Raw genomic sequence first — 23,437 nt, 5'->3', positions numbered from 1 at the left:
GCCCGCAATCGATCACCTTTTGAGCGGTATCCGCTCATGAAGTGGCTTCTCGTCATTCCGGACCGTCACCATGCACGCCCGTAGCAGCAGTGTTCCGGGCACAGGGGGTTGGTTGGCCCCCGGCTTGCTACAGATTACAGCAAAGACATAACAACAAATCATCACAGGATACCGGCTCTTGCCGGATCGGGAGGCAGACGTGCGGGGACCCCGGAACCGTCATCGCCAGCCACAAGCCATGCCTGTAACAGCGAGCACTGCGACCCGCCGCTGGATGCGGCGTCTGTCCATCCTGCTGCTCTATGTCTGTGTTGTTCCCCTGCTGCATGCCCTGCCCGATGCACCGCCGGTTGGCCGTGTTGAACTGGGCGCGCCGGCGCAACAGGCCGATGCCACGGTTGCCTGTATGTACCCCATGACCGGGCGTTCCGCCAGCTATGGCCGCGACAGCATCGTCGGCATTCGCCTGGCGCTCGAGGAGCTGGCGCAAGACCCGGACGCCCCCAGGCTGCGGGTCATCGTTGACGACTCCCGCTCGAAGGCCTCGTTCGCGGTGCGCATGGCCGAAGACTTCATCAGCCAGGACGACGCCAATATCCTGTGCGGCATGGTCAGCTCTGGCGTCGGCATGGCGGTCAGCCGGCTGGCGCGGCAACAACAGGTAATCATGGTGGGTACCGACCATGCCTCTTCCCGGGCCACCCTGGAGGAGGGTCACGACTACTACTTCCGCGTGTCCAGCGATACCTGGACTTCCCATGCCGCCGGCGCCCGCTATCTCAAGGACCTGCAGGCCCGCACCGGCTGGCGCAAACTGGCATTCCTGGGGCCTGACTACGAATACGGCCGGGTGGCCTGGCGCGACCTGAAACAGGCACTGGCACAACATGACGTGCAGTTCGAGCAGACCGGCACCTACTGGCCGCGCCTGTACGAACCGGACTATTCACTCTACATCCAGTCGCTACTGGAAAGCCCGCCGGACGTGCTGGTGGTGGCCCTGTGGGGCGGTGACTTCACCGCTTTCCTGGAACAGGCCCGGACCACCCGGCTGTTCGAACAGATGCGGGTGGCCAATTTCGATACCGGGGGCGATTACGAAACCCTGGTCGCCCTGGGCGACAACCCGCCCCCGGGGCTGATCCTGTCTGCCCGGCACCATGTGAACTGGCCGGATACCGAACTGAACCGGTCCTTCGTGGCGCGTTTCCACGCCATGTCCGGGCGTTATCCCAGCTATTCCGCCCAGGGGGCCTATGCCGGTGTACTGGCCATTGCCCGTGCCATTCGCCAGGCCGGTGATGTCACCGATACCCGGGCCATGATTTCCGCACTGGAGGGTCTGGAAATCCGTCTGCCCAAGGATCCCGACGGCTTTACGTCCTATATTGATCCGGACACCCACCAGATCGTCCAGGCCCAGGCCATCGGCACACCGGTGCCCAACGACCGTTTTCCGCCTGCCAGCGTCCTGCTGGGTAACTGGCGGGTCTACGATGCCGAATCCCTGAAACCATCCGTCGCCCTGATCCGGGAGCGACGGGGTAGCCCCGGTGGCTAAGCGCCACCGTTTTCACTCAGTGCAGCATCCGAACCGAGCACAACAACAACCAAGGAGCACGCAATGACAACCCAACAACCCCGGTTACTGAAAAGAACGCTGCTGTCGGTCGCCCTCGCGTCCGTCGGCGTGATGGGCCTGGCCGGAGCCGCCAATGCCCAGGATGACACCTTCAAGGTGGGCTTCGTCACCTTCCTGTCCGGGGGCGCCTCCGGGCCCTTCGGCGTACCCGCAGCCCAGGGTGCGGAAATCGTGATCGACGCCATTAACGAGGGCACTCTGCCCGCCCCCTACGACAGCAAGGGCGTCAACGGCCTGATGCTGGAGTCCGTGGTGGTGGACGAGGCCGGCGGCCCCACCAAGCAGGTGGAGGAATACCGCAACCTGGTTCAGCGGCAGAACGTGGATGCCGTGATCGGTTACATTTCCTCCGGCGACTGCCTGGCCATCGGCCCGGTGGCGGAAGAAATGGAGATGTTCACCATCGCCTTTGACTGCGGCACCTCCCGCCTGTTTGCCGAGCTTGACGACCCGCAATACATGTTCCGCACCGGCCTGGATGCTGTCGCCGACAACGTCGGCGCGGCCCGTTACCTTGCGGAAACCCGTCCGGACGCCGAGCGCATTGCCGGCATCCAGCAGAACTACGCCTGGGGTCAGGATTCCTGGCAGGACTTCACGCTGGCCATGGAACAGCTGATGCCCGAGGCGGAGATCATCGCCAACCAGACCCCTCAGATCTTCCAGGGCAGCTACGGTACCGAGATCTCGGCGCTGCAAACCGAGCGCCCGGAGATCATCCACTCGTCCATGTGGGGCGGTGACATGGAGTCCTTCGTGCTCCAGGCCAACGCCCGCGGTCTGCTGGCCCAGGCCGACGCACTGCTGACCACCGGCGAGTCCGGCCTGCACCGGTTTGACGGACAGGCCCCCAACGGCACCATCCTGGGTGGACGCGGGCCCTTCGGTGCGTTCATGCCGGACAACGAGCTGAGTGAGTGGTTCCGCGAAGCCTATGAGGCCGAGCATGGCACACCACCAAGCTACCCCGCCTCCAAGGCCGCCCAGGCCATCCTCGCGCTGAAGTACGCTGCCGATAATTCCGGTGCCGAAGGCGTGCCAAGTTCTGAACAACTGGCCGCCACCCTCAAGGGCGCCGAGTTCCCGTCCGTTTCCGGTACGGTCCGAATGGATCTGGCGAATGGTCACCAGGCGGTTCAGCCGATGTACTACGGCGAGTACCACTACGAGGATGGCGAGGCGGAACTGCGTAACGTCCGCTCCTATCCGGGCGAGTGCGTATCTGCCCCGGACGGCTACAACGCCCAGCAATGGATCAAGGAAGGTTTCCCCGGCGTCGACTGCGACTGATCCATTCACCTGCCTGACCGCCGGTGAGCCCCTGGGAGTCTGCGTGGTAATGCCGCGCAGGCTCCCAGGCCACCGGCGCGTTCCATCATGGGAGAAGTAACCGATGTTAACGGTCTGGGCGATCCTGATTGACGGGTTCATCTACGCCTCGTGGCTGTTCCTGGTAGCGGCGGGGCTTACCGTCATCTACGGCGTGATGAGAATTCTGAACATGGCCCACGGCAGCCTCTATGCCCTGGGTGCCTATGCGGCCGCTTCGGCCCTTGGCTGGTACTACGCCCAGGGCGGTGACCAGCTATGGATAGCGTTCGCCATTATTGCGGTCTCGGCGATACTGATCGGCGCCATCAGCGGCCTGATCATCGAGCGCGGCCTGCTGCGGCTGATGTACGGCCGCGACGAGATTCTGATGCTGATTATCACCTTTGCGGTGCTGCTGATCCTTGAGGATGTGATGAAACTGGTCTGGGGCACCACGCCCTACTTTGCCTGGCAGCCCTACGCTGCCATGGGCCGGTTCAATATCGATGTATTGACGGTGTCCCAATACGACCTGCTGGTCATGGCATTGTCGGTGGTCATTGGCCTGGGCCTGTGGTTCTGGCTGGAGCGCACCAATATGGGCAAGATCCTGCGTTCCATCATCCATGACCGGGAAGTATCCGAGGCCATGGGCGTGAACGTGCGCCGCATGTTCACCATCACCTTCATGATCGGGGCCACTCTCGGGGCCATTGCCGGTGGCGTCACTGCACCGATCATATCCGTGGTGCCGGGTATCGGCGTTGAAGTCATCGTGCTGGCCTTTGCGGTGGTGGTCACCGGTGGCCTGGGCAGCATCACCGGTGCCGCTGTGGGGGCCGTGATTGTGGGACTGGCCCGGGCCACATCGATTCATACCATGCCCGAGCTGGAGTTGTTCATCATCTACGCGGTCATGGCCACAGTGCTGGTGTTCCGTCCCCATGGCCTGTTTGGCCTGGCCGCTGCGAGGAAAATCTGATGAAGCTGGAAAGAACCGAACTGTCTCTGATCGGCGTTGCCATCGCCATCGCGATTCTTGCCCAGTTCAGTCCCAACTGGCTGGTATTCACCCTGACCCTGGCCATTTCCACCGCACTGGTGGTAATGGGTGTGGTCATGCTGATGCGGGCCGGGCTGGTATCCTTCGGCCAGGGCCTGTTCTACTGCCTGGGCGGCTATGCCGTCGGCCTGGGCGGGCGTTTTCTGGGCATCACCGATGCGCTGGTACTGGTAGGCCTCGGGGTGGTGGTCACCACGGTAGTCGCCATGATCCTGGGACTGCTGATGACCCGCTACCGGGAAATCTTCTTCGCCATGCTGTCGCTGGCCTTTTCCATGATTTTGTACGGCATTCTGGTCAAGAGTCATGGCCTGGGCAGTACCGACGGCTTTGGCGTCGTCGACTGGACCCTGCTGGGGTTCACGCCGGGAGACGGCCAGGCCACCACCACGGCCCTGATGCTGGCGCTCGTGCTGGCCCTGGCCATTGCCCTGTTCCTCAACCGCTACTTCAAATCCAGCATCGGCCTGGCCTGTGAGGCTATCCGTGAAAACGAGGTGCGGGTGGAATACATGGGCATATCCCATCGCAAGGTGCTGTACATCAACTATGTACTGGCCGCCGCCGTGGGCTCCGTAGGTGGATCCATGACCGCCCTCGCCGCCGGTCACGTGGACCCGACCATGGCCTACTGGACCATATCCGGGGAGTTCGTGTTCATCGCCATCCTCGGTGGTACCGGCCATGTGGCGGCGCCGTTCATTGCCGCACTGATCTTCACCCTGGTGCGTACCTACGCTGTGGAACTGGCCCCCAATGCCTGGCAGATGATCCTCGGTATCGTCCTGCTACTGATCATCCTGTTCCTGCCTAAAGGCATCTGGAGTCTGTTCACCCGCAAGAAAGGGGCCGCCTCATGACCGAGATACTCAGAACCGAGGGGCTGTCCCGCTACTTTGGCGCGGTGACAGCGGCAGAAGACATCAACGTGACCATCTCCGAAGGGGAGATCGTCGGCGTTATCGGCGCCAACGGCGCCGGCAAGACCACCTTTATCAACATGGTGACCGGCTACCTGCCCCCCTCCCAGGGCACCATTGCCTTCGATGGGTCACCGATCAAGGGAATGGGACCCCGCAAGCTGATGCGCAAGGGTCTGGCCCGGTCGTTCCAGATTCCCCAACTGTTTCTGGAGCTGCCGGTGATCGACAACCTGGCCATCGCCCTCTCTGCCGCCGAGCATCGGCAGTTCCAGATGATCCGCCCGGTGCGAACGCCGGAACGCATCAAGGCTGCCGACGAGATTCTGGAACAGATGAACATCAACCACTACCGGGACGAGATGGTCACCGCCATGCCCCAGGGCGCCCGCAAGCTGCTGGACATCGCCATTGCCATGCTGGGCAACCCACGCATGCTGCTACTGGACGAGCCTACCAGCGGTGTCAGCATGGAGGAAAAGTACACCCTCATGGACACGGTAATGGAGGCGGTGCGCCAGCGTGGCCTGACCGTACTCTTCGTGGAACACGATATGGAGATCGTCCAGCGTTACGTAAGCCGGATTCTGGCGTTCGCCAGTGGCGAGGTGATCAAGGATGGTCCGGTGGACGAGGTGCTGGCCGATGCCAAAGTGCAGGAGCTGGTCACCGGCAAGCACCACAGGACACCAGAGAAAGAGGGAGATGCCTGACATGAGCCTGGAAATTACCAACCTGGATGTCTCGATTGAAGGCATCAGCATCCTCAGGGATGTGAACCTGACCATTGCCACCGGCGAAATGTCCGGCCTGATCGGCCACAACGGCGCCGGCAAAACCACCCTGATCCGGGCCATCATGGGTCTGCTGCCGGCAGATCGTGGCACCATCAGTTTCAAGGGCCGGGACATCACCCACAAGCCAGCCTGGAGCCGGGCCGGGATGCGCATCAGCTACATGCCGGAGGACCGGCGCCTGATTCCGGAGCTGACAGTGACCGAAAACATGCTGATGCCCGCCTGGGCCAACAACATCCGTGATGGCGAACAACGCCTGAAGTGGGTGTATGAACTCATGCCGGAAATTGCCGACTTCGGCAAACGCAAGGCGCTGCAATTGTCCGGAGGCCAGCAGAAGCTGGTGGCGTTGGGCCGGGCGCTGATTCCCGGTCGTGAGATGATCCTGCTGGACGAGCCCTTCGAAGGTGTGGCACCGGTGCTGGCCAAGCGCCTGTCGTCGGTCATTGCCGATCTGCGCGGCGAAGGCCTGACAGTGCTGATTGGAGAATCCGATGACAGCCACTCCGCCGACCTGGTGGATGCCACCTGGCGCATCGAGCGGGGAGAAGTTTCACAGGGGCGCCGGGATCGTTCAGAATCGTCGGGTCTGACCGATTATTGAGATTGAGCACCCCGAACAAGGAGAGCAACCATGAAAGTCCGAGCTGCCGTATTACAGGCCATCGGGGCAGAGCGCCCCTTCGACGAAACCAGACCACTGGTGATCGAGGAACTGGAGCTGGACCCGCCAGGGGATAACGAAGTATTGGTGGAAATCAGGGCCGCCGGCCTGTGCCACTCTGACCTGTCAGTGATCGACGGCAATCGCCCGCGCCCGGTACCCATGGCGCTGGGTCACGAAGCCGCCGGTATCGTGAAGGAGGTGGGCAATGGCGTCCGCGACCTGCAGCCCGGTGACCACGTAGTAGCGGTATTCGTACCCAGCTGCGGCCACTGCGAGCCCTGCGCCGAGGGCCGCCCGGCCCTGTGCGAACCCGCGGCCAAAGCCAACAACGCCGGCTCCCTGGTCAGCGGTGAACACCGGCTGCACCGGGCCGACGGCACGGCCATCAACCACCACCTGGGTGTATCCGCCTTTGCCGACCACGCCGTCGTAGCCCGCGACTCCCTGGTGAAGGTGGATCCGGAACTGCCGTTACATCACGCGGCCCTGTTCGGCTGCGCGGTGCTGACCGGCGTTGGTGCCTCCATCAACTCCGCCGACATCAAGGCCGGCCAGACGGTGGCGGTCGTGGGCCTGGGCGGGGTCGGCCTCAACAGTGTGCTGGGCGCCCTGGTGGCCGGCGCCGGTGAGGTTATTGCTATTGACCTGGACGACAGCAAGCTGGCCCTGGCAAAGGAACTGGGTGCCACCCACACCTTCAATTCCGGTGAGGAAGGCTGCGTTGACAGGATCAAGGCACTGACCAATGGCGGGGTCAACTGCGCCATTGAAATGGCCGGCTCCGAAAAGGCTCTGGAATTTGCCTACCAGATCACCCGCCGCGGCGGCACCACGGTCACCGGCGGTCTGGCGCACCCGGAGAAAAAGGTGGCCATCCAGCAGGTCAGCCTGGTGGCGGAGGAGCGCACCCTCAAGGGCAGCTATGTGGGCAGTTGTGTACCGGTCAGGGACGTGGCCCGGTATGTCAGCCTGTTCCGCCAGGGCAAGCTGCCCGTGGACAAGTTACTGACAGACACCCTGACCCTGGACCAGATCAACGAAGGCTTCGAGAAACTGGCGGCTGGCAAGGCCGTGCGTCAGGTGATTCTGTTTGACTGAAAATCCGTAGATACCAACTACACTCAGATCAGATTTCTTCTCCCTTGCAACACCCCACCGGCATCGCCGGTGGGCCATCACAACAACAATCAAGGCAACAAGGAGAAACACCATGCCCTTCAAACCTTCCATCCTGGCCCTGTGCACAGGCAGCCTGATCGCGGGTCTGTCCACCGTCGCAGTGGCCCAGCAGACCCCCATGGACAAGCTGCAGAACGATGCTCCCACCAACTGGGGCAAATGGGGTGACGACGATCAGGTCGGCGCCCTCAACTACCTTGGGCAAACGCAGGTAAAAGAGGGTGCCGCAGCCATCCAGAGTGGCAAGACCTTCACCCTGCAGATCCCCATGACCTCCGGCTCCGGCCCGGTATTCCCGGGGCGGGTGCCAACCCAGCACTTCATGGCCACCGATGCCGGTGTCTACATGGCCGGCAAGGCCGAACCCGCACCAGGCGGCATGAAGTACTCCGATGACGTGGCCTTCATGTACCTGCAGGGCACCACCCACGTGGACGGTCTGGCCCACGCCTGGTACGGCGACCAGATCTATGGCGGCAAGAGCGAGGCAACCTCGGTACACGGCCATAGCCATGCGGATGTGGGCGAGATCGGCGAGAAGGGCATTGTTGGACGTGCGGTGCTGCTGGACGTGGGCCGGCATATGGGCAGCGACGACCTGCACCGGCTGCCCACCAATACCTGCATCAACCTGGAGGATCTGGAGGCAACCGCCGAAGCTCAGGGCACCACCATCAACAAGCGCGACATCCTGGTGATCCGCACCGGCTCCATTGCCCGGTTCTGGGAGGAGGAGCCCGACGAGCAGTGGAATGCCATGAACGAGCCCGGCCTGTGCCACAGCCAGGAGCTGCTGAGCTGGCTGGACCGCATGGAAACGCCGATGATTGCCACCGACAACATCGCCGTGGAAAAGGTGGTGCAGGAAATCGACGGCCAGCAGTACATCATACCGCTGCACGGCGCCCTGATGCGGGACATGGGTGTGGTGCTGTCGGAAATCTGGTGGCTGGATGATCTGGCGGCAGACAGCGCCGAAGACGGTCAGTACAGCTTCATGCTGGTGGCGGCGCCGCTGAAGATGGAACAGGGAACCGGTTCACCAGTGAACCCGGTCGCCATCAAGTAGCATAACGGCTACCTCGCCCTGGCCTCCGGGCCGGGGCAATCCGGATCAGACGGAAGTCAGTCATTCTGCCCCTGACTTCCGCGTTCCTTTCCCTCCCCATTCTGGTCGTCCTCATCCTTCCAGCGTTCATCACCGTGAGGATCCTTCTTTCCCTGGCTGTGCTGATCCCTCATCTGCTCTCCCTGTTTTTTCATGTCTTCGTTACCGTACTGGCCGTCCTGGTGACGTTCCCTCATTTGGTCAGCCTGCTCGGTTGGCGACGGATCCGGCATGTTGCCGCCCATGGGCCGGACGGCCTGACCCTGTGGCGTGGCCCAGGCTGAAGACGTGATCAGCAGCATGGTGGTTATTGCGGCGGACAGTGACTTGTTCATGGCTCCTCCTTACTGAGTTCAGAGTGAGCCCGGGCTCTGGCAAAACAGATCACCAGCACCCGGGCCGTATCCACTAGTGTATATGGCACCGGACAGGCGGTTTATAAAGCCCGTAGAATTACCGATCAGACAAGCAGTCCGCCGGCGGCCTGTTCGCTCTCACTACCGAAGCACCGGGTCAGAACACCGGGGAGCCTGAGGATTGGCCGCGATTTAACATCATTTTTCCAGAAGATTTATCATAAATCCATTATATCTGCCTATACTGGAGCACCAGATCTCCTACACCAGGGGAATCCGGTGCCACCCCCGGATTGTAGTGGAAACAGGCTGTATTACTCATGTCCGCCAAGCAGATTTCCCACCACCTCCAGCCCCATTGGGTTGTCCATATGAACCGCCGTATCCGGAGCCAGTCCTTCGCGGTGGCTTTCCTGATCCTGGCAACCCATGTATTTTTCACGGAGCTCTCGCCCTGGCTCTATCCGGCGCTGGCCTTCAGCTTCCTGCTGTGGCCCCAGCTTGCCTATCTGCGGGCGCGCAAGTCGGTCAATTCGATGTATTCAGAATTCAACAATCTGATCATCGACTCCGTGATATTCGGAATGTGGATCTCGGGGCTCGGCTACCCGGTATGGATTGCCTTCATACTCAGCATCAGTATCGCCGTCAATCTGATGGTCTTTCGGGGCCCACAGGGATTAATGCAGGCTTTGGCCGGGCTCGCAGCGGGGATAGTGACCGGCAGCCTGTTCGCCGGTTTGCGATTCATGCCCGACACTCACTGGATTACCACCACGCTGGCCATTTCAGGCATTTCCTTTCACCTGCTGCTGGTGAGTTATATTGCCTTCACCCGGAATGAGGTCCTTCATCAGTCACGCAAGCAACAGCAGTTGATCGAGAAGGAACTCAAACAGCAAATCGAGGAAAACCGCCTGCTGCAGGAGCAGCTGCAGGAACAGGCCAACCGCGACCCACTGACCGGCCTCTACAACCGCCGGTACCTGGATGACAGCCTGCACCGGGAGATGGCCCGTTGCCTGCGACAGGGGGAGCCCCTCAGCCTGGTGCTTATCGACCTGGACCACTTCAAGAAGGTGAACGATGAATACGGTCACAGCGCTGGCGACTATGTAATCAACCAGCTGGCCGCGATCCTGACCTCCCTGTCCCGGGCCAGCGACATCGTGTGCCGTTTCGGCGGCGAGGAATTCCTGGTGGTATTGCCGGGCACCGGTCTGGAAGCCGCAGTAGCTCGCGCCGAGGAATACCGGCGCATGTTCGAGGAAACAACGATGACAATAGAGGGGATTAACCTCACAGTCACCCTGTCGGCCGGGGTCGCATGCAGCTCTCGTGAGGTACTGCCACACGACCTGATCCGTCAGGCCGATCAGGCGCTTTACCGAGCCAAGGAGTCAGGTCGCAATCGGGTCTGCAGCCAGGCGCCCTCGACGGATCAGGCGCAGAAGGCCTGACCGAAAGCGGTTAGTCCGCCTTTGACTCCCCCACGGCCCACCCCCTGGGAAAGCGGCGAATTCTCAGGGTCAGGTAGGCACCGGCAAGCAGCACTACAAAAGTAAAACCGAAAGCCACCCGGAAACCGCCGCCCATCTCGATCAGCCAGCCCGCCACCGCCGGCCCGATCAACTGACCTGTCGCGAAGAATACGGTCACGAAACTGAAGGCGATAGGGATATACCGGGGCGCCACCTGATCCGTGGCGCTGGCCTGGATCAGGGCGAACATGCCGTTCACCGACAGGCCCATGATCAGGAAATGCAGGAAAAACAGCAGCAACGACTGATCCAGCAGGGGCAGCCCCATAGCCAGGGTGACCAGGCCCATGGCACTGGCCAGTGAATTGCCCCGCCCCCAGTGATCCGACAACCAGCCCCAGAGGGGACCCGCCGCTATGGAGAGCAGGCCCATCATGGCCATGAAGGCCCCGGCGGTGGTCTCGCTGTGGCCTTCTTCCACCATGAAGCTGACCATGAAGATGGCCTGCACGATGTAGGTTACCCCGATGATGGCGTACACCGTGGCTACGGTTACCACCCGTCCGTTCCGGTAGATCAGCCATTTGTCATCGGACGGCGGCGACTCGTGCGCGCCGGTGGCCAGCCGGGGCGGGTCCTTGGCAAAGACAGTGATCAGTACCGCCACCACCACCGCCACGACACAGAAGATGCCCCAGCTGACCCGCCAACCATCATCACCGAACAGGCTGGTCATCCACGGCACCAGTGCGCCCACCAGCAGCACCCCCAGCCCCACACCGCTGGTCATCAGACCAATGACCAGGCCCCGCTTTTCCGGGTACCATGTGGCCAGCAACGAGACCATGGGCGCAAAGCTGAAGGCGGTACCGAAGCCCAGCAGCGCCATCAGCGCCAACAACAGCCAATAGTGGGAGGCCATGGTCAGACCGGCAAACCCGAGGGCCACCGACACCAGCCCGAACACGATGGTTATGCGGGCCCCGAAACGCGCGGCGGCGATGCCCCCGGCCAGCACGAAACCAAGGTAGCCGAGGGCGGTAATGGTGCCGAGAACCCCCGCCTGCTGGTAGCTCAGCCCCAGGTCGGCGCGCATGGGGGGCAGAATCAGGCCATAGGCCATGCGGGCAAAGGCAATAACCACCAGGCTGGTGAGCAGGCCACAGGTCACCATAATCAGCAGGTTGGGCCGTTCTTGAGTTGAAGACATCATTACTTCCAATACAAATGGTCATCGTCAGCCCCACCAGCACCTGCGGTGGGGTCCGAGCATTATCGCTAACTGCGGGACACTAATGGCTGGCGGCAGAGCCGTCGTGGCCGCCATGCACCGGGCCGGCACGGCGGTCAACTTCCTGCTGCAAAGACTTGCAGAGCCCGAACCCGAAGGCTGCCTCTGCCACCACAAACAATGGGCCAATCAACAACCCGACAATATCGTCCACGAAGGCGGGTTTGCGGCCCTCGTAGTAATGGCCGATGAACTGTGCCACCCAGCCCACCACGAAAAGACCGATACCCCAGGCCAGCCAGGCGGTCGTGGAGAGTGCGGCCACCTCCATGCCGACCCAGACAGCCAGCGCCATGAGCACAGCCATGACCAGGCCAAAGCGCAGGTCGAGCACCAGGTAGTAGATAACACTGGCCAGAGCGATAAACCATATGGGGGCCATGGTGATTCCCGCCACCTGGAAGCCCGGGCGGGACAGCAGGATGGCAATGGCCACCACGATCATCGGGATGCCGATGAAGTGAGTAATGATATTGCGACGGTCACGATGGTAGCTGGCGTAGTTGGCCAGCTGGTCGGTTATTGTTTTCATGAGGTTACTCCTGATCAGCAGGCCCGCCAGACAGGTTCCGACGGGCACGACCATCTGTGAAGATAGCTGCCTACAGGAATAAATGCCAGAGGTTTGCCAGTGCCCCGCCCGGGTAATTTGCTGGCCTGCTACTTACGCACCCAGCGATCATTCACCTGGATGTACTGGCCCGGGGGCGTCTTCTCCATGGCCTTCTTGCCAGCAACGGCTTCCACCTGGGTGACAGGAATGTCGTGTTTATCGGCGATGCGGGCGTATTCATCACGCCGGGCCTGGTTGATCGCATCGACGATGGCCTTCGCGTTGCCACCGGCCGATACCACGCCCAGATAGCCAGTGGGCATTTCCCCCACCTGGCCCTCACTCTTGGCGGTGTCCAGCTGGCTCTTGGCCTCGTCCAGGGACAGGGCCATGGCCGGTAATGCCAGCGCCATGGCCATCAGCAATGCAGTCGCGTATTTAAGCAGTGTCATCATGCAGCTCCTTGAAACCGTGCGTATCAGGCTCAGAACAGGCCCTGGTCGGTGAAGAGTTCTTCCACTTCCCGGTCCACCTTGACGTAAATCTCATGCTGGATCTTCACGTTCAGGTTGACGGTGATGGGCTCCTTTGGAGCCGCCATCTGTACGGTTGGGGTACAGGCAGCCACCAGACTACCCAGCAATATCGCGACTATCGCTATCCCCGCGCGGGTTCTGACCATTGTGACCTCTCCTTGCGTGTATTGGCCCGGCAAGCCAGGCATTGGACCGGCGCCTTGCGTCCATCCGGACATTACTGGGTTTCGACCCTGTTCTGCTGAAACCGTTCCCGGACCCGTTCGGTGACGGCATCGTTCACTCGCCCGCTCAGCTGCAGGCTGGTAAGCAGTGCCGGTATGTCTTCCTGCAGGTTGATATTGAGCACCACCGGGCGGTCGCTGTCCACCCCCGGGCTTGAGCCCCTCAGTTTCAGGTCCAGCAGCAGCGTACCGTCCTCGGCATAGTTGATGCCACTCTCCAGCAACCGGTAATGAAAATTCTCCATGGCCCTGGCTACCAGGGCCATGGCCTGATTGGACTGGGCCATGCCACCGAGCTTGTCCGCCGGCAACTGCAGGCGTCCGCCTGGCGGCAGGGCGGAAATCCGGCCATCCTCGATCCGCACGCCGCCTGGCCCGACAATCACTGGCAGCTGGCCCTCCAGCGTACCCTCGCCGGCAAGCCCTTCCGTGGGGTAGAGGTTCATCAATGCCGACAGTTTGACGCCGCGGGCATCCACCGGAATCCGCCAGGATTCTTCGCTCAGATCCCAGCTGGTGCCGTCCGCGACACTCAGGGTGCCTTCAGCAAAGCCCGCCGAGGCGTTCTCCAGATGCACTGTACCCCGGGCCGGTGCATCCGTTTCTGCCCGATAGCTGGCACTGACGCGGATCGGCCCGATGGGGATGCCGGGGTTGAGCTGCGCCAGCTCCAGGGCATCGGTGGACGCTACCAGCTCCCCGTCACGCCACTGCCCCTGCACTGTGCCTGTCAGGGTCTGCCAGGCCATGGTCTGGTAGAGCCCCGAGGCTTCATCGAACGTCACGTCGGCGAATATCTCCGGCTGTCCACCCTGTGGCAATCGAAGCGTCGCTTCAGCCTCAACCTGCCCGCTTTCCAGAGCCAGGGTTTCAGGCCAGGCGTCCACCGTCGCTGCCAGATGGTTGGCTTCGTTGTCTGGCGTCAGTTGCATGGAGAGCCTCGCATCCAGACTGCCCGCCGGGTGGACATCAACCCGGAAGGGCAGGCTCGCACCAGCGGCATTGGTCAGCTCTCCCTCGGCTGTCAGGGCCTGCTGCCACTGCACATCCGCCTCGGCTTGCCAGGCCTGGGTCACCAGACCAGGGTAGCGAACCTCTCCGGCGGACAGGGCCACAGGGCCGTTTACCTGGAACTGGCCATCGCGATACAGCACGGTCGTGCCCCCCGGTGACAGCGCGACCTGGTCCAGCCACATCAGCTGTTCCGGCCCGAACGCATCCATATGACGCACCGAGACTGCGGCCCCCTGAGAGAACGTCAGCCGGGACTCATTCGCTGTTACCGTTCCCCTTATTGGCAGATCAGCCTGAAGTGTGTTGAACAGCCATCCCGCCTGCTGCCACCGTTCCAGCGTTGCCGTAATCTGCCCCTGGGTGATGTCCAGGCGCCAGGGGTCACCGGTATGCAGAATCACCCTTCCTTTGAACGCCGGCTGTGCCCCGCCCTCAGTGGTCAGCTCTACCCTGATCGGCCACTGGCCGGGAGCCGGCTCTCCACCGGGGGAGAACCGCACCGTGGCCCCGGCGGGCATCGACCGCCGGAGATCCGCAGCCAGTGCCTGCGGCAGCCAGGGCCGGATGCCACTGATCTGCAGTTCACCATCGGTGACACTCTGGGGGTCGGCCCCCGAGCCGAGACGGACATTGCCCCGAATGGCCAGTGTTTTCTGCTCTCGGGTCAGCGTGGCATCCACCCTGGCGGTGGCAGACTCCGCCTGCCGGTCGAATCGGACATGGCCCTGGAAGCGGCATTGCATCCCCTGGCAAGGGAATGACGCCTGCAGAGACTCGATCTCAAGATGGCGGGGCAGCCAGAAGGGCATGGACTCCGGCAAGGTCAGCTCAAGGGCGTTGCCACCGCCGGGGGAAGGTGGAGGCGACGATAACTGAGCTGCATCAACGGTGCTGGCGTGAGTAATTCGCGTCTGACCTGCCACCAGCTGGTCCAGCTGCCAGTCAAGCCAGTCCAGGGTGAGGCGGGGGTTATCTGTCTCTACGGAGAGGGAACGGCCATCGCCCGTCCACGTCAGGCTCACCGAGCGGAAGCCAAGACGGCTCCAGCCAAGATCCGGGCCGGAAAACCGTACCTGCTCGATACCAAGCTCCGCCAGCCGGGCATGGACCAGTGACCAGCCACCCCAGAGGGCGCCAGCCAGAAGCAGCAGGACGATCAGTAACACGCGCAGACTACGACGGATGGCCAATCAGTCTCCCTTCAGGATGGTTTCCGGATACTAGTGTCCCGTCTGGCTAGTTCCTTAACCTACTGAGCTTCTGAAAAGCCGAAGAGCTAGGCGTGCTGTTGAAGGTTTGGTGGTTCCAAATCGAGACAGCACAACAACGCTATTCGGCTTTTCAGAAGCTCCCGAAGGGCTTGCCTCTGAGGACTCTGAGCCTGTGTTGCCAGTCTTTGATGTGGAACCACCACACCTGCAGACTGGCGCCTTGGTCAGAGTCCTCAGAGTCAAGCAGTAGATTAAGGAACTAGCCAGACGGGACACTAGCATAGCGATAGCGGTATTGCCTTGAAAATGGTTTATGGTGAAAGTGGTGTAAAGACACACTCACGGGTCAAAGGAGTACGAATGGAGATTCAACAAACCAGCAATACCCACAGCGTGGTGATTGGCTACCTGCTGTGGATTTTCGGGTTTCTGGGCTCGCACCGCTTCTATTACGGCAAGCCGGTCACCGGCACCATCTGGTTCTTCACGCTGGGGCTGTTCTTTATCGGCTGGATCATCGATCTGTTCCTGATCCCGGGGATGGACCGCGAAGCGGATATCCGCTACCAGCCGGGCCCCGTCGACTACAACATCACCTGGATACTGCTGACCTTCCTGGGCGCCTTCGGCATCCACCGGATGTACCTGGGCAAGTGGATCACCGGCATTATCTACCTGTTCACCCTGGGGGTGTTCGGTCTGGGGGTTATCTACGATTTCTGGACCCTGAACGAGCAGATCACGCTGAAGAACAACGAGGGCATCTGAAGCCCCTGCCCCGGGCCAGACAGGGCCCGGGATAATCCGCACCTACTGGGTGGCCACACTGGCGAGATTTTCCAGCGCCTTGCTGATGTTCTCAAGCGGCTTGTCACAGCCTTCGATGCCGTGGCGCTCTTTCAGGTATTCGGGGTCGTTGTAACCCACCCAGCCCCGCTGTCTGACGGCACCGGGGCTTTTTTCAGGAATAGCCTGACAGCTTCCCAGGGACTGCTTACTGCTTTTCCGGAGATAGCCGGAAACCATACCGCGGAAAGTGCACGTGCAACTCTCCGGCACGGTCATCCTCCCGACGGACGACGATCTCCTCCGCGTCCTGATAGACGAGAGTTCCTGTAACCGGATCCACGCCGTAATCCACCGCCGAAACCGATACGGTCTGGCCGACCTCGATGCCGTTGTGATCCCGGAACCCACTTTCCGGCAATGACTCCGGTGTGCTCTTGCGGGCAATCTCGATGGCTTGTGCAGAATCCAGATCGGTCGGTTCACCATGGCCGCAGGCCGCCACTGCATCCAGCCAGGCCTGAACCTGCGGATAGGGGTCCAGCATGCTGCTGACCGCCTTGTTGCTGCGGACAAACCACAGGGGATGATAGTAGGCAAAATCGACGATACAGGGTTCCTCACCCAGCAGGAAGGTGCCGCTGTCTTCCAGCTGCTGCTCCAGACGGCCCAGCAGGGTCGGCCACTGGGACAGAGCCTGGGCCGGATGCAATGGTGAGGCACTGCCGCCTTCAAACAGCTTCTTGCGGTCCGCCAGGAAAGCTTTCATGACATTTTCCGGGGCTTTTCCGAAACGTTCTGCCACCGCATGGGGCTGGAAATTCAGGGCCACGCCGTGCTGGAACATGACCTGATCGGCAAACTGCGCGGCGCTGGCGGCCACCGCCTCCCGGCCTTCCGGATACAGGGACGGCAACGGCTGGATGCGATCCAGCTGGCGGGCGATCGTGGCGGTGTCACAGTAGATATCAGCTCCCACCTGCATGACCGGCGTCTTGCGGTAACCACCGGTCAGGGCGGTCAGGTCCGGCTTGGGCATGATCGGCGGAATGTCCACCGACTGCCAGGCCAGCCCCTTGAAACCCAGCATCATGCGGGCCTTTTCAGCAAAGGGTGAACCGGCGTAGTGGTGAAGGATAATCTCGCTCATGGGGGCTCCTGATCAGGTTATATGGTTGCATCACGCAACCACTCTAACTGGACCGGGACCTGACAGCCAGCGCAGGCGCCATTCCGGGCCGGTTCAGAAGACGCGTCGCTATCAGGACCACTTGCGCTCCGGGGGCTGATAACGCATCAGGGCCTGCAGCAATGATTCCGGCTGGTCTTCCACCACCAGCATCTGGCGATGGTGTGGCTTCATGAAACCGGAATCGACCATGGTGTTCAGGAAGTACAGCAGCTGGTCGTAGTAACCAAAAGCGTTATAGATGGCACAGGGCTTGTCGTGGTAACCAAGCTGCGCCCAGGTCCAGGCCTCGAACAGTTCGTCCATGGTACCGGGCCCGCCCGGCATGGCAACGAAAGCATCCGCCTGTGCCGCCATCATGGCCTTGCGTTCGTGCATACCGGTGACCACCGTCAACTCTGTCAGCCCCTGATGAGCCAGTTCCCGGTCCCGCAGCGATTCCGGGATAACACCGTAAACCCGGCCGCCACCCGCCAGCACGGCGTCGGCCACCTCGCCCATCAGGCCGACCTTGCCACCGCCATAGACCAGATCAACACCCTGGCTGGCAAAGTAGCGGCCAAGTTCACGGGCGCTTTGGGCAAACCGGTCATGGTTGCCCTGGCTGGATCCACAGAACACAGCGATTTTCATGGTGAAGACTCCGGACCGGTTAACAGCGACAAGTCATCATGTTGCCATGGCGTCAGTGCCTTCACAAACGCTCGTACCCGCCCGGACAGCGGCTCCATACGCCTACACCCATTTTGATAGTGCCCGGGGTCTGTTCAATAGATTGGGTTGAAGTTTGTCCGCTCGCGGCGGTGAACTGCGGTGCGAGCTGAGGGGTAGCCGGGTGGCAATCGCGGGGCAGGCGGCATTTTATATGGAAGGCGAAGTATTACTGCCCTGATGTCCCTCAGGACAAAAGGGCAATCCTCAGGACAAAACCACCAGGTGATTGGGCAACTGGTTGCGTTCGTGGGTGGCCGGGATCTGTTCCTTCAGGTGCGTGCCACAGGCTTCGATACAGTCGAGGAAGCCCTGGCAGGTATTGCCCTGGCGGACCTGGTTGGTGAAGTTCTCCACGATCTCTTCCCACACCTTGTTGTCCACCCGGGAGGAAACGCCCTGGTCCACCAGGATTTCCACATAGCGTTCCGCTTCCGAGACAAAGATCAGTACACCGGTGCCATCCTTCGTATGGTGCAGGTTCTGCTCCAGAAAATGGCGGCGGGCGAGGTTGGCGGCACGCCAGTATCGCACCTGGCGAGGGATCAGCATGGTGTTGATCTGCGGAATGCGGAACAGTGCACCCAGTACCAGGAAGACACCCCACTGCACCAGCAGCAGTGTATGGGCACCAAACCACTCGGTGAAGTAGTTGATCAGCCCCGGCACCAGCAGCGCCAGGATCCCGGCCCATACCAGGGGAATATAGGCGTAATTGTCGGCCTGGCGGGCCAGCACCGTGACCAGTTCGGCATCGGTCTCCCGCTCGACTGCGTTGATGGCAGCGGCTACCTGGTCCTGTTCAGTCGTGGTTAATAGCGTCATAGATCGCTCTTGCTCTCAGGATAATGTGTCAGCATGGGGTTACCATCCACCGGAAGCACCGCCGCCGCCGAAGCCGCCGCCACCGCCGCCAAAACCACCACCGCCAAGGCCGCCACCGCGACCGCCCATGCTGGCACCCAGCAAGGCGCCGGCAATCAGCGCACCTCTGCCGCGACCGCCACGGCCGCCGCCACCGACCAGGGAAATGAACGAGACAATGATGACGAAGAAGAAAACCACCGCCAGCAGGTTCGGCTTTTCGGCAGGACCCTGCCCTGTCTGGCCCTCCGGCACGGCCAGTGGCTCGCCACCCAGCACCTGGATCATGGCCTCGGCGCCGGCGACAATGCCCTGGGAAAACTCGCCCTGTCGAAAGGCCGGGGTAATGATCCGGTTGATAATGGTGGACGAGGCGGCATCCGTCAGTTGACCTTCAAGGCCGTATCCCACCTCGATGCGGATCGCGCGCTCTTCCTCGGCGACAATCAGCAGTGCGCCGTTGTCCTCGCCCTCCTGGCCAATACCCCAATGGCGACCGAGCTGGTACCCGAAATCTTCAATGGGATAGCCCTGCAGATCCGGCAGTGTGACCACCACCACCTGATTGGTGGTGGCTTCCTCATGGGCCGCCAGCATGTTGCTCAGCCTGGATTCGGCGTCCGTGGACAGCATCCCGGCCTGATCCACCACTCGCCCGGTCAGTTCCGGAAAGTCGGGCATGGACTGCCCCCAGGCCGGGGCCTGGAGCAACAGTAATGCGACGAACGCAATGCAGGGGCGCAGAAAAACCTTCATCAGAACTCCACCTCTGGCGCGTCTTCGGCGTTTTCGGTGGTTGCCTCAAAATTTGCACGCAGCTCCATGTCGTCGTAAAGCAGGCTGTGCCAGATTCGTCCCGGGAAGGTGCGGATCTCGGTATTGTACCGCTCCACCGCCTGAATAAAGTCACGCCGCGCAACGGCAATCCGGTTCTCGGTACCCTCGAGCTGGGATTGCAGCGCCAGGAAGTTCTGGTTGGATTTCAGGTCGGGATAGCGTTCGGAAACCGCCATCAGCCGGCTCAGGGCGCTGCTCAGCTCCCCCTGGGCCTGCTGGAACTGCTGAAGCTTCTCAGGGTTGTTGAGGATGCTCTCGTCCACCTGGATGGAGGTGGCCTTCGACCGCGCCTCGATCACCGCCGTGAGCGTATCCTGCTCCTGGTCAGCGAAGCCTTTCACGGTTTCCACCAGGTTGGGCACCAGGTCAGCACGACGTTGGTACTGGTTCTCGACCTGGGACCACGCGGATTTCACCTGCTCGTCGTAACTGGGAATATTATTAATGCCGCAACCGGTCAGCAGCGACGCCAAGGCCACCAGTGCGACCAGTTGCCAGAGGGCCCGGGGTCCGGACCACCTTATCGGATCTGTCATGGTTCTGTGCATCCTTTGCAGGAGGTAAGGCCGGAGACACTGTAAGCCAGCCGGCTTTAACGTGGAGATGGCCTCACCATAACACCTAGGCCCACCTTGGGTCGCGAATTCCCTGCTACGACTGCTTCTGTCGAAAATCCGGATCCGTCCAGCACTGGGGCAGGGGTTCGCCGGAGGGAAAGGCCAGTTCGGTCTTGGCAATGGGCTCCGGGTCCTGAGCCTCTTCGCCGTAGTGGACGCTACCCGTCACTGCCGACTCATTGGGATCGTAAAGGGCCTTGATATCACTGATTTCCACCAAATGACCGGTGGACTTTTCTGCCAGCAGCATAGTTGCCTCCTCGGGGCCTTATCCATGGACACTGATTATTAATGTGGTCATCAGACATGGGTTCTGCAACCCCACCCGTCGAATGGAGCTATGCTGGAAGCAGACCAGCCATCCGGTATCGGGAAGGTTTACCACCGCGCCCGGTTTAAACCCGGGGGGCTCCGTCACAATATCCGTCACATGAGTAACCCTGACCATACGCCGGTCGCTGACCGGCTCACCAGGAGGTTCTGACATGAGCACATCACTGAAGGGCAAGAAAATCGCGTTCCTCGCCACCGACGGTGTCGAGCAGGTGGAACTGACCGATCCCCGCGAGGCTCTGGAAAAGGCCGGCGCCGACATCGAGCTGTTGTCGATCAGGGAAGGCCGTATCGACGGTTACCATCATCTGGACAAAGGCGGTTCGTTCCAGGTGGACAAACTGGTGGGCGATGCTGAGTCCAGCGACTATGACGCGCTGGTACTGCCCGGTGGCGTGGCCAATCCAGATGCCCTGCGACAGGATCACGCGGCCGTCGCCTTTGTTCGCGACTTCGTGGAAGCTGGCAAACCCGTGGCGGCTATCTGCCACGCCGCCTGGCTGCTGGTGGAAGCCAATGTGGTGCGGGGTCGCAACCTGACCTCCTTCCCCAGTGTCAAAACCGATATCGTCAACGCTGGCGGCCACTGGGTGGATGAGCAGGTCTGCCACGATGCACCGCTGATCACCAGCCGCAATCCGGGTGACCTGGAAGCCTTTTCAGGCAAGATTATCGAGGTGGTCGGTCGCTAGTATCAACCGGGCCGGTTTCGTCCACCGGTACGCCCGGGTAGCGCTGTCTGGCCCGGGCCATGCGAATGATGGTGATCACATTGGTCACGAAGATCATGCCTTCGGCCAGGGTGCCGCCGATTGACCCGATGGCGAGATTGTTCAGCATCCAGGCCAGGGCCGCCAGGCCCAGCATGATGCGCATGGCAATGCCCCGTAACAGGAACATGGCAATGGTGCCCAGGGTGGCTGCCGTCAATGGCAGCACATCCACCCAGTCACGCCAGGTCAGCGCCGCGGCCACCAGGTTGGCCACCAGTACCATCCACATCACCCACTGACTGCCCACATAGCGCCGGGCCAGCACAATACGGGCGATCACCAGAACCGTCAGTGCCGCAGCCGTCCAGCTGCTGAAAAAGGCAAACTGCAGCGCAAAGGCGACATTGGCGGAAATCAGCAACACCAGCAGCCGGTCATCGTTCTTGCTGGCGAAAGCCACCAGGCAGATGGCAAGCGCCACCAGACCAAAGAACTGGCCGGCCAGGGCCGTATGGGACAGACTTTCCAGTTCGGGCATGGCGTTTTCCATTACGACGTTAGCAGGACAGGCTGTACTGTCCCGGTCTGAGTAGCCTGACGGACACCGACACAGCAACGGGTGAAGTTAACATTATTCCGGTTACCGGCATCATCCCCCCATCAGATGATGCCCTTTCATTGCACATCTGTCATGGTTTGGCAGGACGCTATCAAGTCGATTACTGCTACGCTTTTCACCAACCCGGCAACGTATGGAATGATTCACCCCGGACGTTGCGAACATCAATGGACACCTATTACACAAGGAGACCGCGCATGCGTTCCCGTGTTATTTCCCTTCTGCTTTTCGGTGTTTTGGTCACCGGTTGCGCCACTGACCCGGGCCCCAAGCCCGAAGAGGAACGTGAGGCCGCGTACAGTGCCGTTCGATCCGCTGACGACGCCGGGGCGATGGACGTTGAGCCTTCCATCATGAACACCGCCCGTGAAAAACTCGAGGCAGCGCAGGTACTGATCGAGGAGCAGCGTTACGCGGAAGCCCGGCAGTTGCTGGAGGAAGCCACCCTGGACGCCAGACTGGCGGCGTCCCGTACCAGTACCCAGCAGGTGCGCAACGAACTGGGCGACATTCAGGCCAGTATCGATTCGCTGCGCAACAACCTCGAGAACCAGCAGTAACCTCACCGGATTCTGACCCACAGGGAGACGACATGAACAAGCAATGGTTTACCTCAGGCTCGGTGATCACCCTGGCAGCACTGTTATCCGCCTGTGCCAGCGCCCCCGAACAACATCAGGGAATGCTGGACACCCGCGCCGCCTATGATACCGCCGTCGACAACCCGGAGGTCGCCCGCAATGGCCTGTCGCACCTCAGGGACGCCGACCAGGCCCTGGACCGCGCAGAAGCACTGTTTGAGGAAGGCGCCGCCACCGACCTCATCGATCACCACGTCTACAGGGCCAACCGTCATATCGAGATCGCCCGGGAAAATGCCCTGCGGGCCGGACTGGAGGAAGAGCTGGCCGCCGCCGAGCGACAGCGGGATGATCTGCGCATCCGCATCGGCGAACGACGGGCCCAGGTTGCCGAAATGGAAGCCCGCATGCTGAGGGAGCAGATGGACCGGCTTCAGGCCGAGCAGACCGAGCGGGGTATGGTCATGACCCTGGGCGATGTGCTGTTCGATATCAACGAGGCACAACTCAAGCCCGCCGGCGAGCGGACCGTGAACCGGCTTGCCGAGTTCATGAAGGAGTTCGAGAACTATCGTGTCCGCGTGGAAGGCTACACCGACAGCATAGGCGAGGCAGACTACAACCAGATGTTGTCCCTGGAACGGGCGGAATCGGTCAGGGCTGAATTGCTGGCGGCCGGGATCGCCCCGAACCGGATCCTGGTACAGGGGTTTGGTGAACAGTACCCCAAGGCCAGTAACAATACCGCGGCCGGGCGTCAGGAGAATCGCCGGGTGGAGATCGTGATTTCCGACAGGGACGGCAATATCGGTTCCCGCTGATCCCGTACCATGA

Annotated in this window: 26 protein-coding genes and 1 pseudogene; 14 read left to right on the top strand and 13 right to left on the bottom strand. The window is 61.4% G+C overall.

Annotated elements, in window-relative coordinates:
- Nucleotides 1-178: 178 nt before the first annotated feature.
- The 8 genes from IE079_RS03330 to IE079_RS03295 all read left to right on the top strand — a co-directional run bounded on the left by IE079_RS03330 (nt 179) and on the right by IE079_RS03295 (nt 8,648).
- Nucleotides 179-1,561, top strand: a complete 1,383-nt coding sequence (locus IE079_RS03330) for an ABC transporter substrate-binding protein (protein WP_227712277.1) — start codon at nt 179-181, stop codon at nt 1,559-1,561.
- A 63-nt stretch (nt 1,562-1,624) separates the two neighbouring features.
- Nucleotides 1,625-2,932, top strand: coding sequence for an ABC transporter substrate-binding protein (locus tag IE079_RS03325; protein ID WP_189572725.1), 1,308 nt, complete (start codon nt 1,625-1,627; stop codon nt 2,930-2,932).
- A 103-nt stretch (nt 2,933-3,035) separates the two neighbouring features.
- Entirely contained in the window at nt 3,036-3,935 is a 900-nt protein-coding gene (locus IE079_RS03320; protein WP_189572722.1) for a branched-chain amino acid ABC transporter permease, read from the top strand.
- A complete protein-coding gene (locus IE079_RS03315; RefSeq protein WP_189572719.1) occupies nt 3,935-4,876 on the top strand; it encodes a branched-chain amino acid ABC transporter permease in 942 nt (313 codons plus the stop codon). Before IE079_RS03320 ends, IE079_RS03315 begins: the two co-directional genes overlap by 1 nt.
- A complete protein-coding gene (locus IE079_RS03310) occupies nt 4,873-5,649 on the top strand; it encodes an ABC transporter ATP-binding protein (protein WP_189572716.1) in 777 nt (258 codons plus the stop codon). Before IE079_RS03315 ends, IE079_RS03310 begins: the two co-directional genes overlap by 4 nt.
- A gap of 1 nt (nt 5,650) precedes the next feature.
- Nucleotides 5,651-6,337 (top strand): ATP-binding cassette domain-containing protein, encoded by a 687-nt coding sequence (locus IE079_RS03305; protein WP_189572713.1) that lies wholly within the window; start codon nt 5,651-5,653, stop codon nt 6,335-6,337.
- A gap of 30 nt (nt 6,338-6,367) precedes the next feature.
- Nucleotides 6,368-7,498, top strand: coding sequence for a zinc-dependent alcohol dehydrogenase family protein (locus IE079_RS03300; protein WP_189572710.1), 1,131 nt, complete (start codon nt 6,368-6,370; stop codon nt 7,496-7,498).
- A gap of 112 nt (nt 7,499-7,610) precedes the next feature.
- Nucleotides 7,611-8,648, top strand: a complete 1,038-nt coding sequence (locus IE079_RS03295) for a cyclase family protein (RefSeq protein WP_189572707.1) — start codon at nt 7,611-7,613, stop codon at nt 8,646-8,648.
- Nucleotides 8,649-8,704: 56 nt separating this feature from the next.
- On the opposite strand, the gene IE079_RS03290 is transcribed toward IE079_RS03295, so the two are convergent.
- Nucleotides 8,705-9,022 (bottom strand): hypothetical protein, encoded by a 318-nt coding sequence (locus IE079_RS03290; RefSeq protein WP_189572704.1) that lies wholly within the window; start codon nt 9,020-9,022, stop codon nt 8,705-8,707.
- Nucleotides 9,023-9,363: 341 nt separating this feature from the next.
- Between IE079_RS03290 and IE079_RS03285 the strand changes: the two genes are divergently transcribed.
- Nucleotides 9,364-10,503 (top strand): sensor domain-containing diguanylate cyclase, encoded by a 1,140-nt coding sequence (locus tag IE079_RS03285; protein WP_189572701.1) that lies wholly within the window; start codon nt 9,364-9,366, stop codon nt 10,501-10,503.
- A 10-nt stretch (nt 10,504-10,513) separates the two neighbouring features.
- Here IE079_RS03285 and IE079_RS03280 read toward each other — a convergent pair whose 3' ends face one another.
- From IE079_RS03280 to IE079_RS03260, 5 genes are all read right to left on the bottom strand, one after another.
- On the bottom strand, nt 10,514-11,734 hold the full coding sequence (locus IE079_RS03280) for an MFS transporter (RefSeq protein ID WP_189572698.1): 1,221 nt from the start codon (nt 11,732-11,734) through the stop codon (nt 10,514-10,516).
- 82 nt (nt 11,735-11,816) lie between these two features.
- On the bottom strand, nt 11,817-12,347 hold the full coding sequence (locus IE079_RS03275; protein ID WP_189572695.1) for an Mpo1 family 2-hydroxy fatty acid dioxygenase: 531 nt from the start codon (nt 12,345-12,347) through the stop codon (nt 11,817-11,819).
- A gap of 128 nt (nt 12,348-12,475) precedes the next feature.
- Nucleotides 12,476-12,823: a YdbL family probable chaperone protein gene (locus IE079_RS03270; protein ID WP_189572692.1), complete on the bottom strand. Its 348-nt coding sequence runs from the start codon at nt 12,821-12,823 to the stop codon at nt 12,476-12,478.
- A 29-nt stretch (nt 12,824-12,852) separates the two neighbouring features.
- Nucleotides 12,853-13,050, bottom strand: coding sequence for a YnbE family lipoprotein (locus tag IE079_RS03265; RefSeq protein WP_189572689.1), 198 nt, complete (start codon nt 13,048-13,050; stop codon nt 12,853-12,855).
- Between the two features lie 71 nt (nt 13,051-13,121).
- Nucleotides 13,122-15,332, bottom strand: a complete 2,211-nt coding sequence (locus IE079_RS03260; RefSeq protein ID WP_189572686.1) for an intermembrane phospholipid transport YdbH family protein — start codon at nt 15,330-15,332, stop codon at nt 13,122-13,124.
- Nucleotides 15,333-15,713: 381 nt separating this feature from the next.
- On the opposite strand from IE079_RS03260, the gene IE079_RS03255 reads away from it, so the two are divergent.
- Nucleotides 15,714-16,121: an NINE protein gene (locus IE079_RS03255; RefSeq protein WP_189572683.1), complete on the top strand. Its 408-nt coding sequence runs from the start codon at nt 15,714-15,716 to the stop codon at nt 16,119-16,121.
- A 226-nt stretch (nt 16,122-16,347) separates the two neighbouring features.
- Here IE079_RS03255 and IE079_RS03250 read toward each other — a convergent pair whose 3' ends face one another.
- A complete protein-coding gene (locus IE079_RS03250; RefSeq protein WP_189572680.1) occupies nt 16,348-17,289 on the bottom strand; it encodes a glutathione S-transferase family protein in 942 nt (313 codons plus the stop codon).
- Between the two features lie 111 nt (nt 17,290-17,400).
- Nucleotides 17,401-17,961, bottom strand: a complete 561-nt coding sequence (locus tag IE079_RS03245; protein ID WP_189572677.1) for an LOG family protein — start codon at nt 17,959-17,961, stop codon at nt 17,401-17,403.
- A 154-nt stretch (nt 17,962-18,115) separates the two neighbouring features.
- Here IE079_RS03245 and IE079_RS18935 point away from each other — a divergent pair.
- Nucleotides 18,116-18,220: pseudogene (locus IE079_RS18935) on the top strand (isomerase); the annotation flags it as partial.
- A gap of 26 nt (nt 18,221-18,246) precedes the next feature.
- On the opposite strand, the gene IE079_RS03240 reads toward IE079_RS18935, so the two are convergent.
- The 4 genes from IE079_RS03240 to IE079_RS03225 all read right to left on the bottom strand — a co-directional run bounded on the left by IE079_RS03240 (nt 18,247) and on the right by IE079_RS03225 (nt 20,607).
- A complete protein-coding gene (locus IE079_RS03240; RefSeq protein WP_189572674.1) occupies nt 18,247-18,864 on the bottom strand; it encodes a TPM domain-containing protein in 618 nt (205 codons plus the stop codon).
- 39 nt (nt 18,865-18,903) lie between these two features.
- A complete protein-coding gene (locus IE079_RS03235; protein ID WP_189572671.1) occupies nt 18,904-19,659 on the bottom strand; it encodes a TPM domain-containing protein in 756 nt (251 codons plus the stop codon).
- Nucleotides 19,659-20,276, bottom strand: coding sequence for a LemA family protein (locus IE079_RS03230; protein ID WP_189572668.1), 618 nt, complete (start codon nt 20,274-20,276; stop codon nt 19,659-19,661). The genes IE079_RS03235 and IE079_RS03230 overlap by 1 nt, the downstream gene beginning before the upstream one ends.
- A gap of 115 nt (nt 20,277-20,391) precedes the next feature.
- On the bottom strand, nt 20,392-20,607 hold the full coding sequence (locus IE079_RS03225) for an acetyltransferase (RefSeq protein ID WP_189572665.1): 216 nt from the start codon (nt 20,605-20,607) through the stop codon (nt 20,392-20,394).
- Nucleotides 20,608-20,842: 235 nt separating this feature from the next.
- Between IE079_RS03225 and IE079_RS03220 the strand changes: the two genes are divergently transcribed.
- Nucleotides 20,843-21,382, top strand: a complete 540-nt coding sequence (locus IE079_RS03220) for a type 1 glutamine amidotransferase domain-containing protein (protein ID WP_189572662.1) — start codon at nt 20,843-20,845, stop codon at nt 21,380-21,382.
- Here IE079_RS03220 and IE079_RS03215 read toward each other — a convergent pair.
- Entirely contained in the window at nt 21,360-21,941 is a 582-nt protein-coding gene (locus IE079_RS03215; RefSeq protein ID WP_189572659.1) for a YgjV family protein, read from the bottom strand. The genes IE079_RS03220 and IE079_RS03215 overlap by 23 nt on opposite strands.
- Nucleotides 21,942-22,219: 278 nt before the next feature.
- Between IE079_RS03215 and IE079_RS03210 the strand changes: the two genes are divergently transcribed.
- Together IE079_RS03210 and IE079_RS03205 are read left to right on the top strand one after the other, a co-directional pair.
- Nucleotides 22,220-22,582, top strand: a complete 363-nt coding sequence (locus IE079_RS03210; RefSeq protein ID WP_189572656.1) for a DUF4398 domain-containing protein — start codon at nt 22,220-22,222, stop codon at nt 22,580-22,582.
- Nucleotides 22,583-22,614: 32 nt separating this feature from the next.
- Entirely contained in the window at nt 22,615-23,424 is an 810-nt protein-coding gene (locus IE079_RS03205; protein ID WP_189572653.1) for an OmpA family protein, read from the top strand.
- Nucleotides 23,425-23,437: the final 13 nt, after the last annotated feature.

Origin of the sequence: Marinobacter zhanjiangensis (assembly GCF_014651935.1) — a bacterium.
GTDB lineage: Bacteria > Pseudomonadota > Gammaproteobacteria > Pseudomonadales > Oleiphilaceae > Marinobacter > Marinobacter zhanjiangensis.
This window is presented reverse-complemented; position numbering and strand designations above follow the sequence as displayed.

Coding starts and splice junctions, on each gene's coding strand:
- IE079_RS03325 (WP_189572725.1), top strand. CDS start 1,625: ATGACAACCCAACAACCCCGGTTACTGAAAAGAACGCTGCTGTCGGTC.
- IE079_RS03320 (WP_189572722.1), top strand. CDS start 3,036: ATGTTAACGGTCTGGGCGATCCTGATTGACGGGTTCATCTACGCCTCG.
- IE079_RS03315 (WP_189572719.1), top strand. CDS start 3,935: ATGAAGCTGGAAAGAACCGAACTGTCTCTGATCGGCGTTGCCATCGCC.
- IE079_RS03310 (WP_189572716.1), top strand. CDS start 4,873: ATGACCGAGATACTCAGAACCGAGGGGCTGTCCCGCTACTTTGGCGCG.
- IE079_RS03305 (WP_189572713.1), top strand. CDS start 5,651: ATGAGCCTGGAAATTACCAACCTGGATGTCTCGATTGAAGGCATCAGC.
- IE079_RS03300 (WP_189572710.1), top strand. CDS start 6,368: ATGAAAGTCCGAGCTGCCGTATTACAGGCCATCGGGGCAGAGCGCCCC.
- IE079_RS03295 (WP_189572707.1), top strand. CDS start 7,611: ATGCCCTTCAAACCTTCCATCCTGGCCCTGTGCACAGGCAGCCTGATC.
- IE079_RS03290 (WP_189572704.1), bottom strand. CDS start 9,022: ATGAACAAGTCACTGTCCGCCGCAATAACCACCATGCTGCTGATCACG.
- IE079_RS03285 (WP_189572701.1), top strand. CDS start 9,364: ATGTCCGCCAAGCAGATTTCCCACCACCTCCAGCCCCATTGGGTTGTC.
- IE079_RS03280 (WP_189572698.1), bottom strand. CDS start 11,734: ATGTCTTCAACTCAAGAACGGCCCAACCTGCTGATTATGGTGACCTGT.
- IE079_RS03275 (WP_189572695.1), bottom strand. CDS start 12,347: ATGAAAACAATAACCGACCAGCTGGCCAACTACGCCAGCTACCATCGT.
- IE079_RS03270 (WP_189572692.1), bottom strand. CDS start 12,823: ATGATGACACTGCTTAAATACGCGACTGCATTGCTGATGGCCATGGCG.
- IE079_RS03265 (WP_189572689.1), bottom strand. CDS start 13,050: ATGGTCAGAACCCGCGCGGGGATAGCGATAGTCGCGATATTGCTGGGT.
- IE079_RS03255 (WP_189572683.1), top strand. CDS start 15,714: ATGGAGATTCAACAAACCAGCAATACCCACAGCGTGGTGATTGGCTAC.
- IE079_RS03250 (WP_189572680.1), bottom strand. CDS start 17,289: ATGAGCGAGATTATCCTTCACCACTACGCCGGTTCACCCTTTGCTGAA.
- IE079_RS03245 (WP_189572677.1), bottom strand. CDS start 17,961: ATGAAAATCGCTGTGTTCTGTGGATCCAGCCAGGGCAACCATGACCGG.
- IE079_RS03240 (WP_189572674.1), bottom strand. CDS start 18,864: ATGACGCTATTAACCACGACTGAACAGGACCAGGTAGCCGCTGCCATC.
- IE079_RS03235 (WP_189572671.1), bottom strand. CDS start 19,659: ATGAAGGTTTTTCTGCGCCCCTGCATTGCGTTCGTCGCATTACTGTTG.
- IE079_RS03230 (WP_189572668.1), bottom strand. CDS start 20,276: ATGACAGATCCGATAAGGTGGTCCGGACCCCGGGCCCTCTGGCAACTG.
- IE079_RS03225 (WP_189572665.1), bottom strand. CDS start 20,607: ATGCTGCTGGCAGAAAAGTCCACCGGTCATTTGGTGGAAATCAGTGAT.
- IE079_RS03220 (WP_189572662.1), top strand. CDS start 20,843: ATGAGCACATCACTGAAGGGCAAGAAAATCGCGTTCCTCGCCACCGAC.
- IE079_RS03215 (WP_189572659.1), bottom strand. CDS start 21,941: ATGCCCGAACTGGAAAGTCTGTCCCATACGGCCCTGGCCGGCCAGTTC.
- IE079_RS03210 (WP_189572656.1), top strand. CDS start 22,220: ATGCGTTCCCGTGTTATTTCCCTTCTGCTTTTCGGTGTTTTGGTCACC.
- IE079_RS03205 (WP_189572653.1), top strand. CDS start 22,615: ATGAACAAGCAATGGTTTACCTCAGGCTCGGTGATCACCCTGGCAGCA.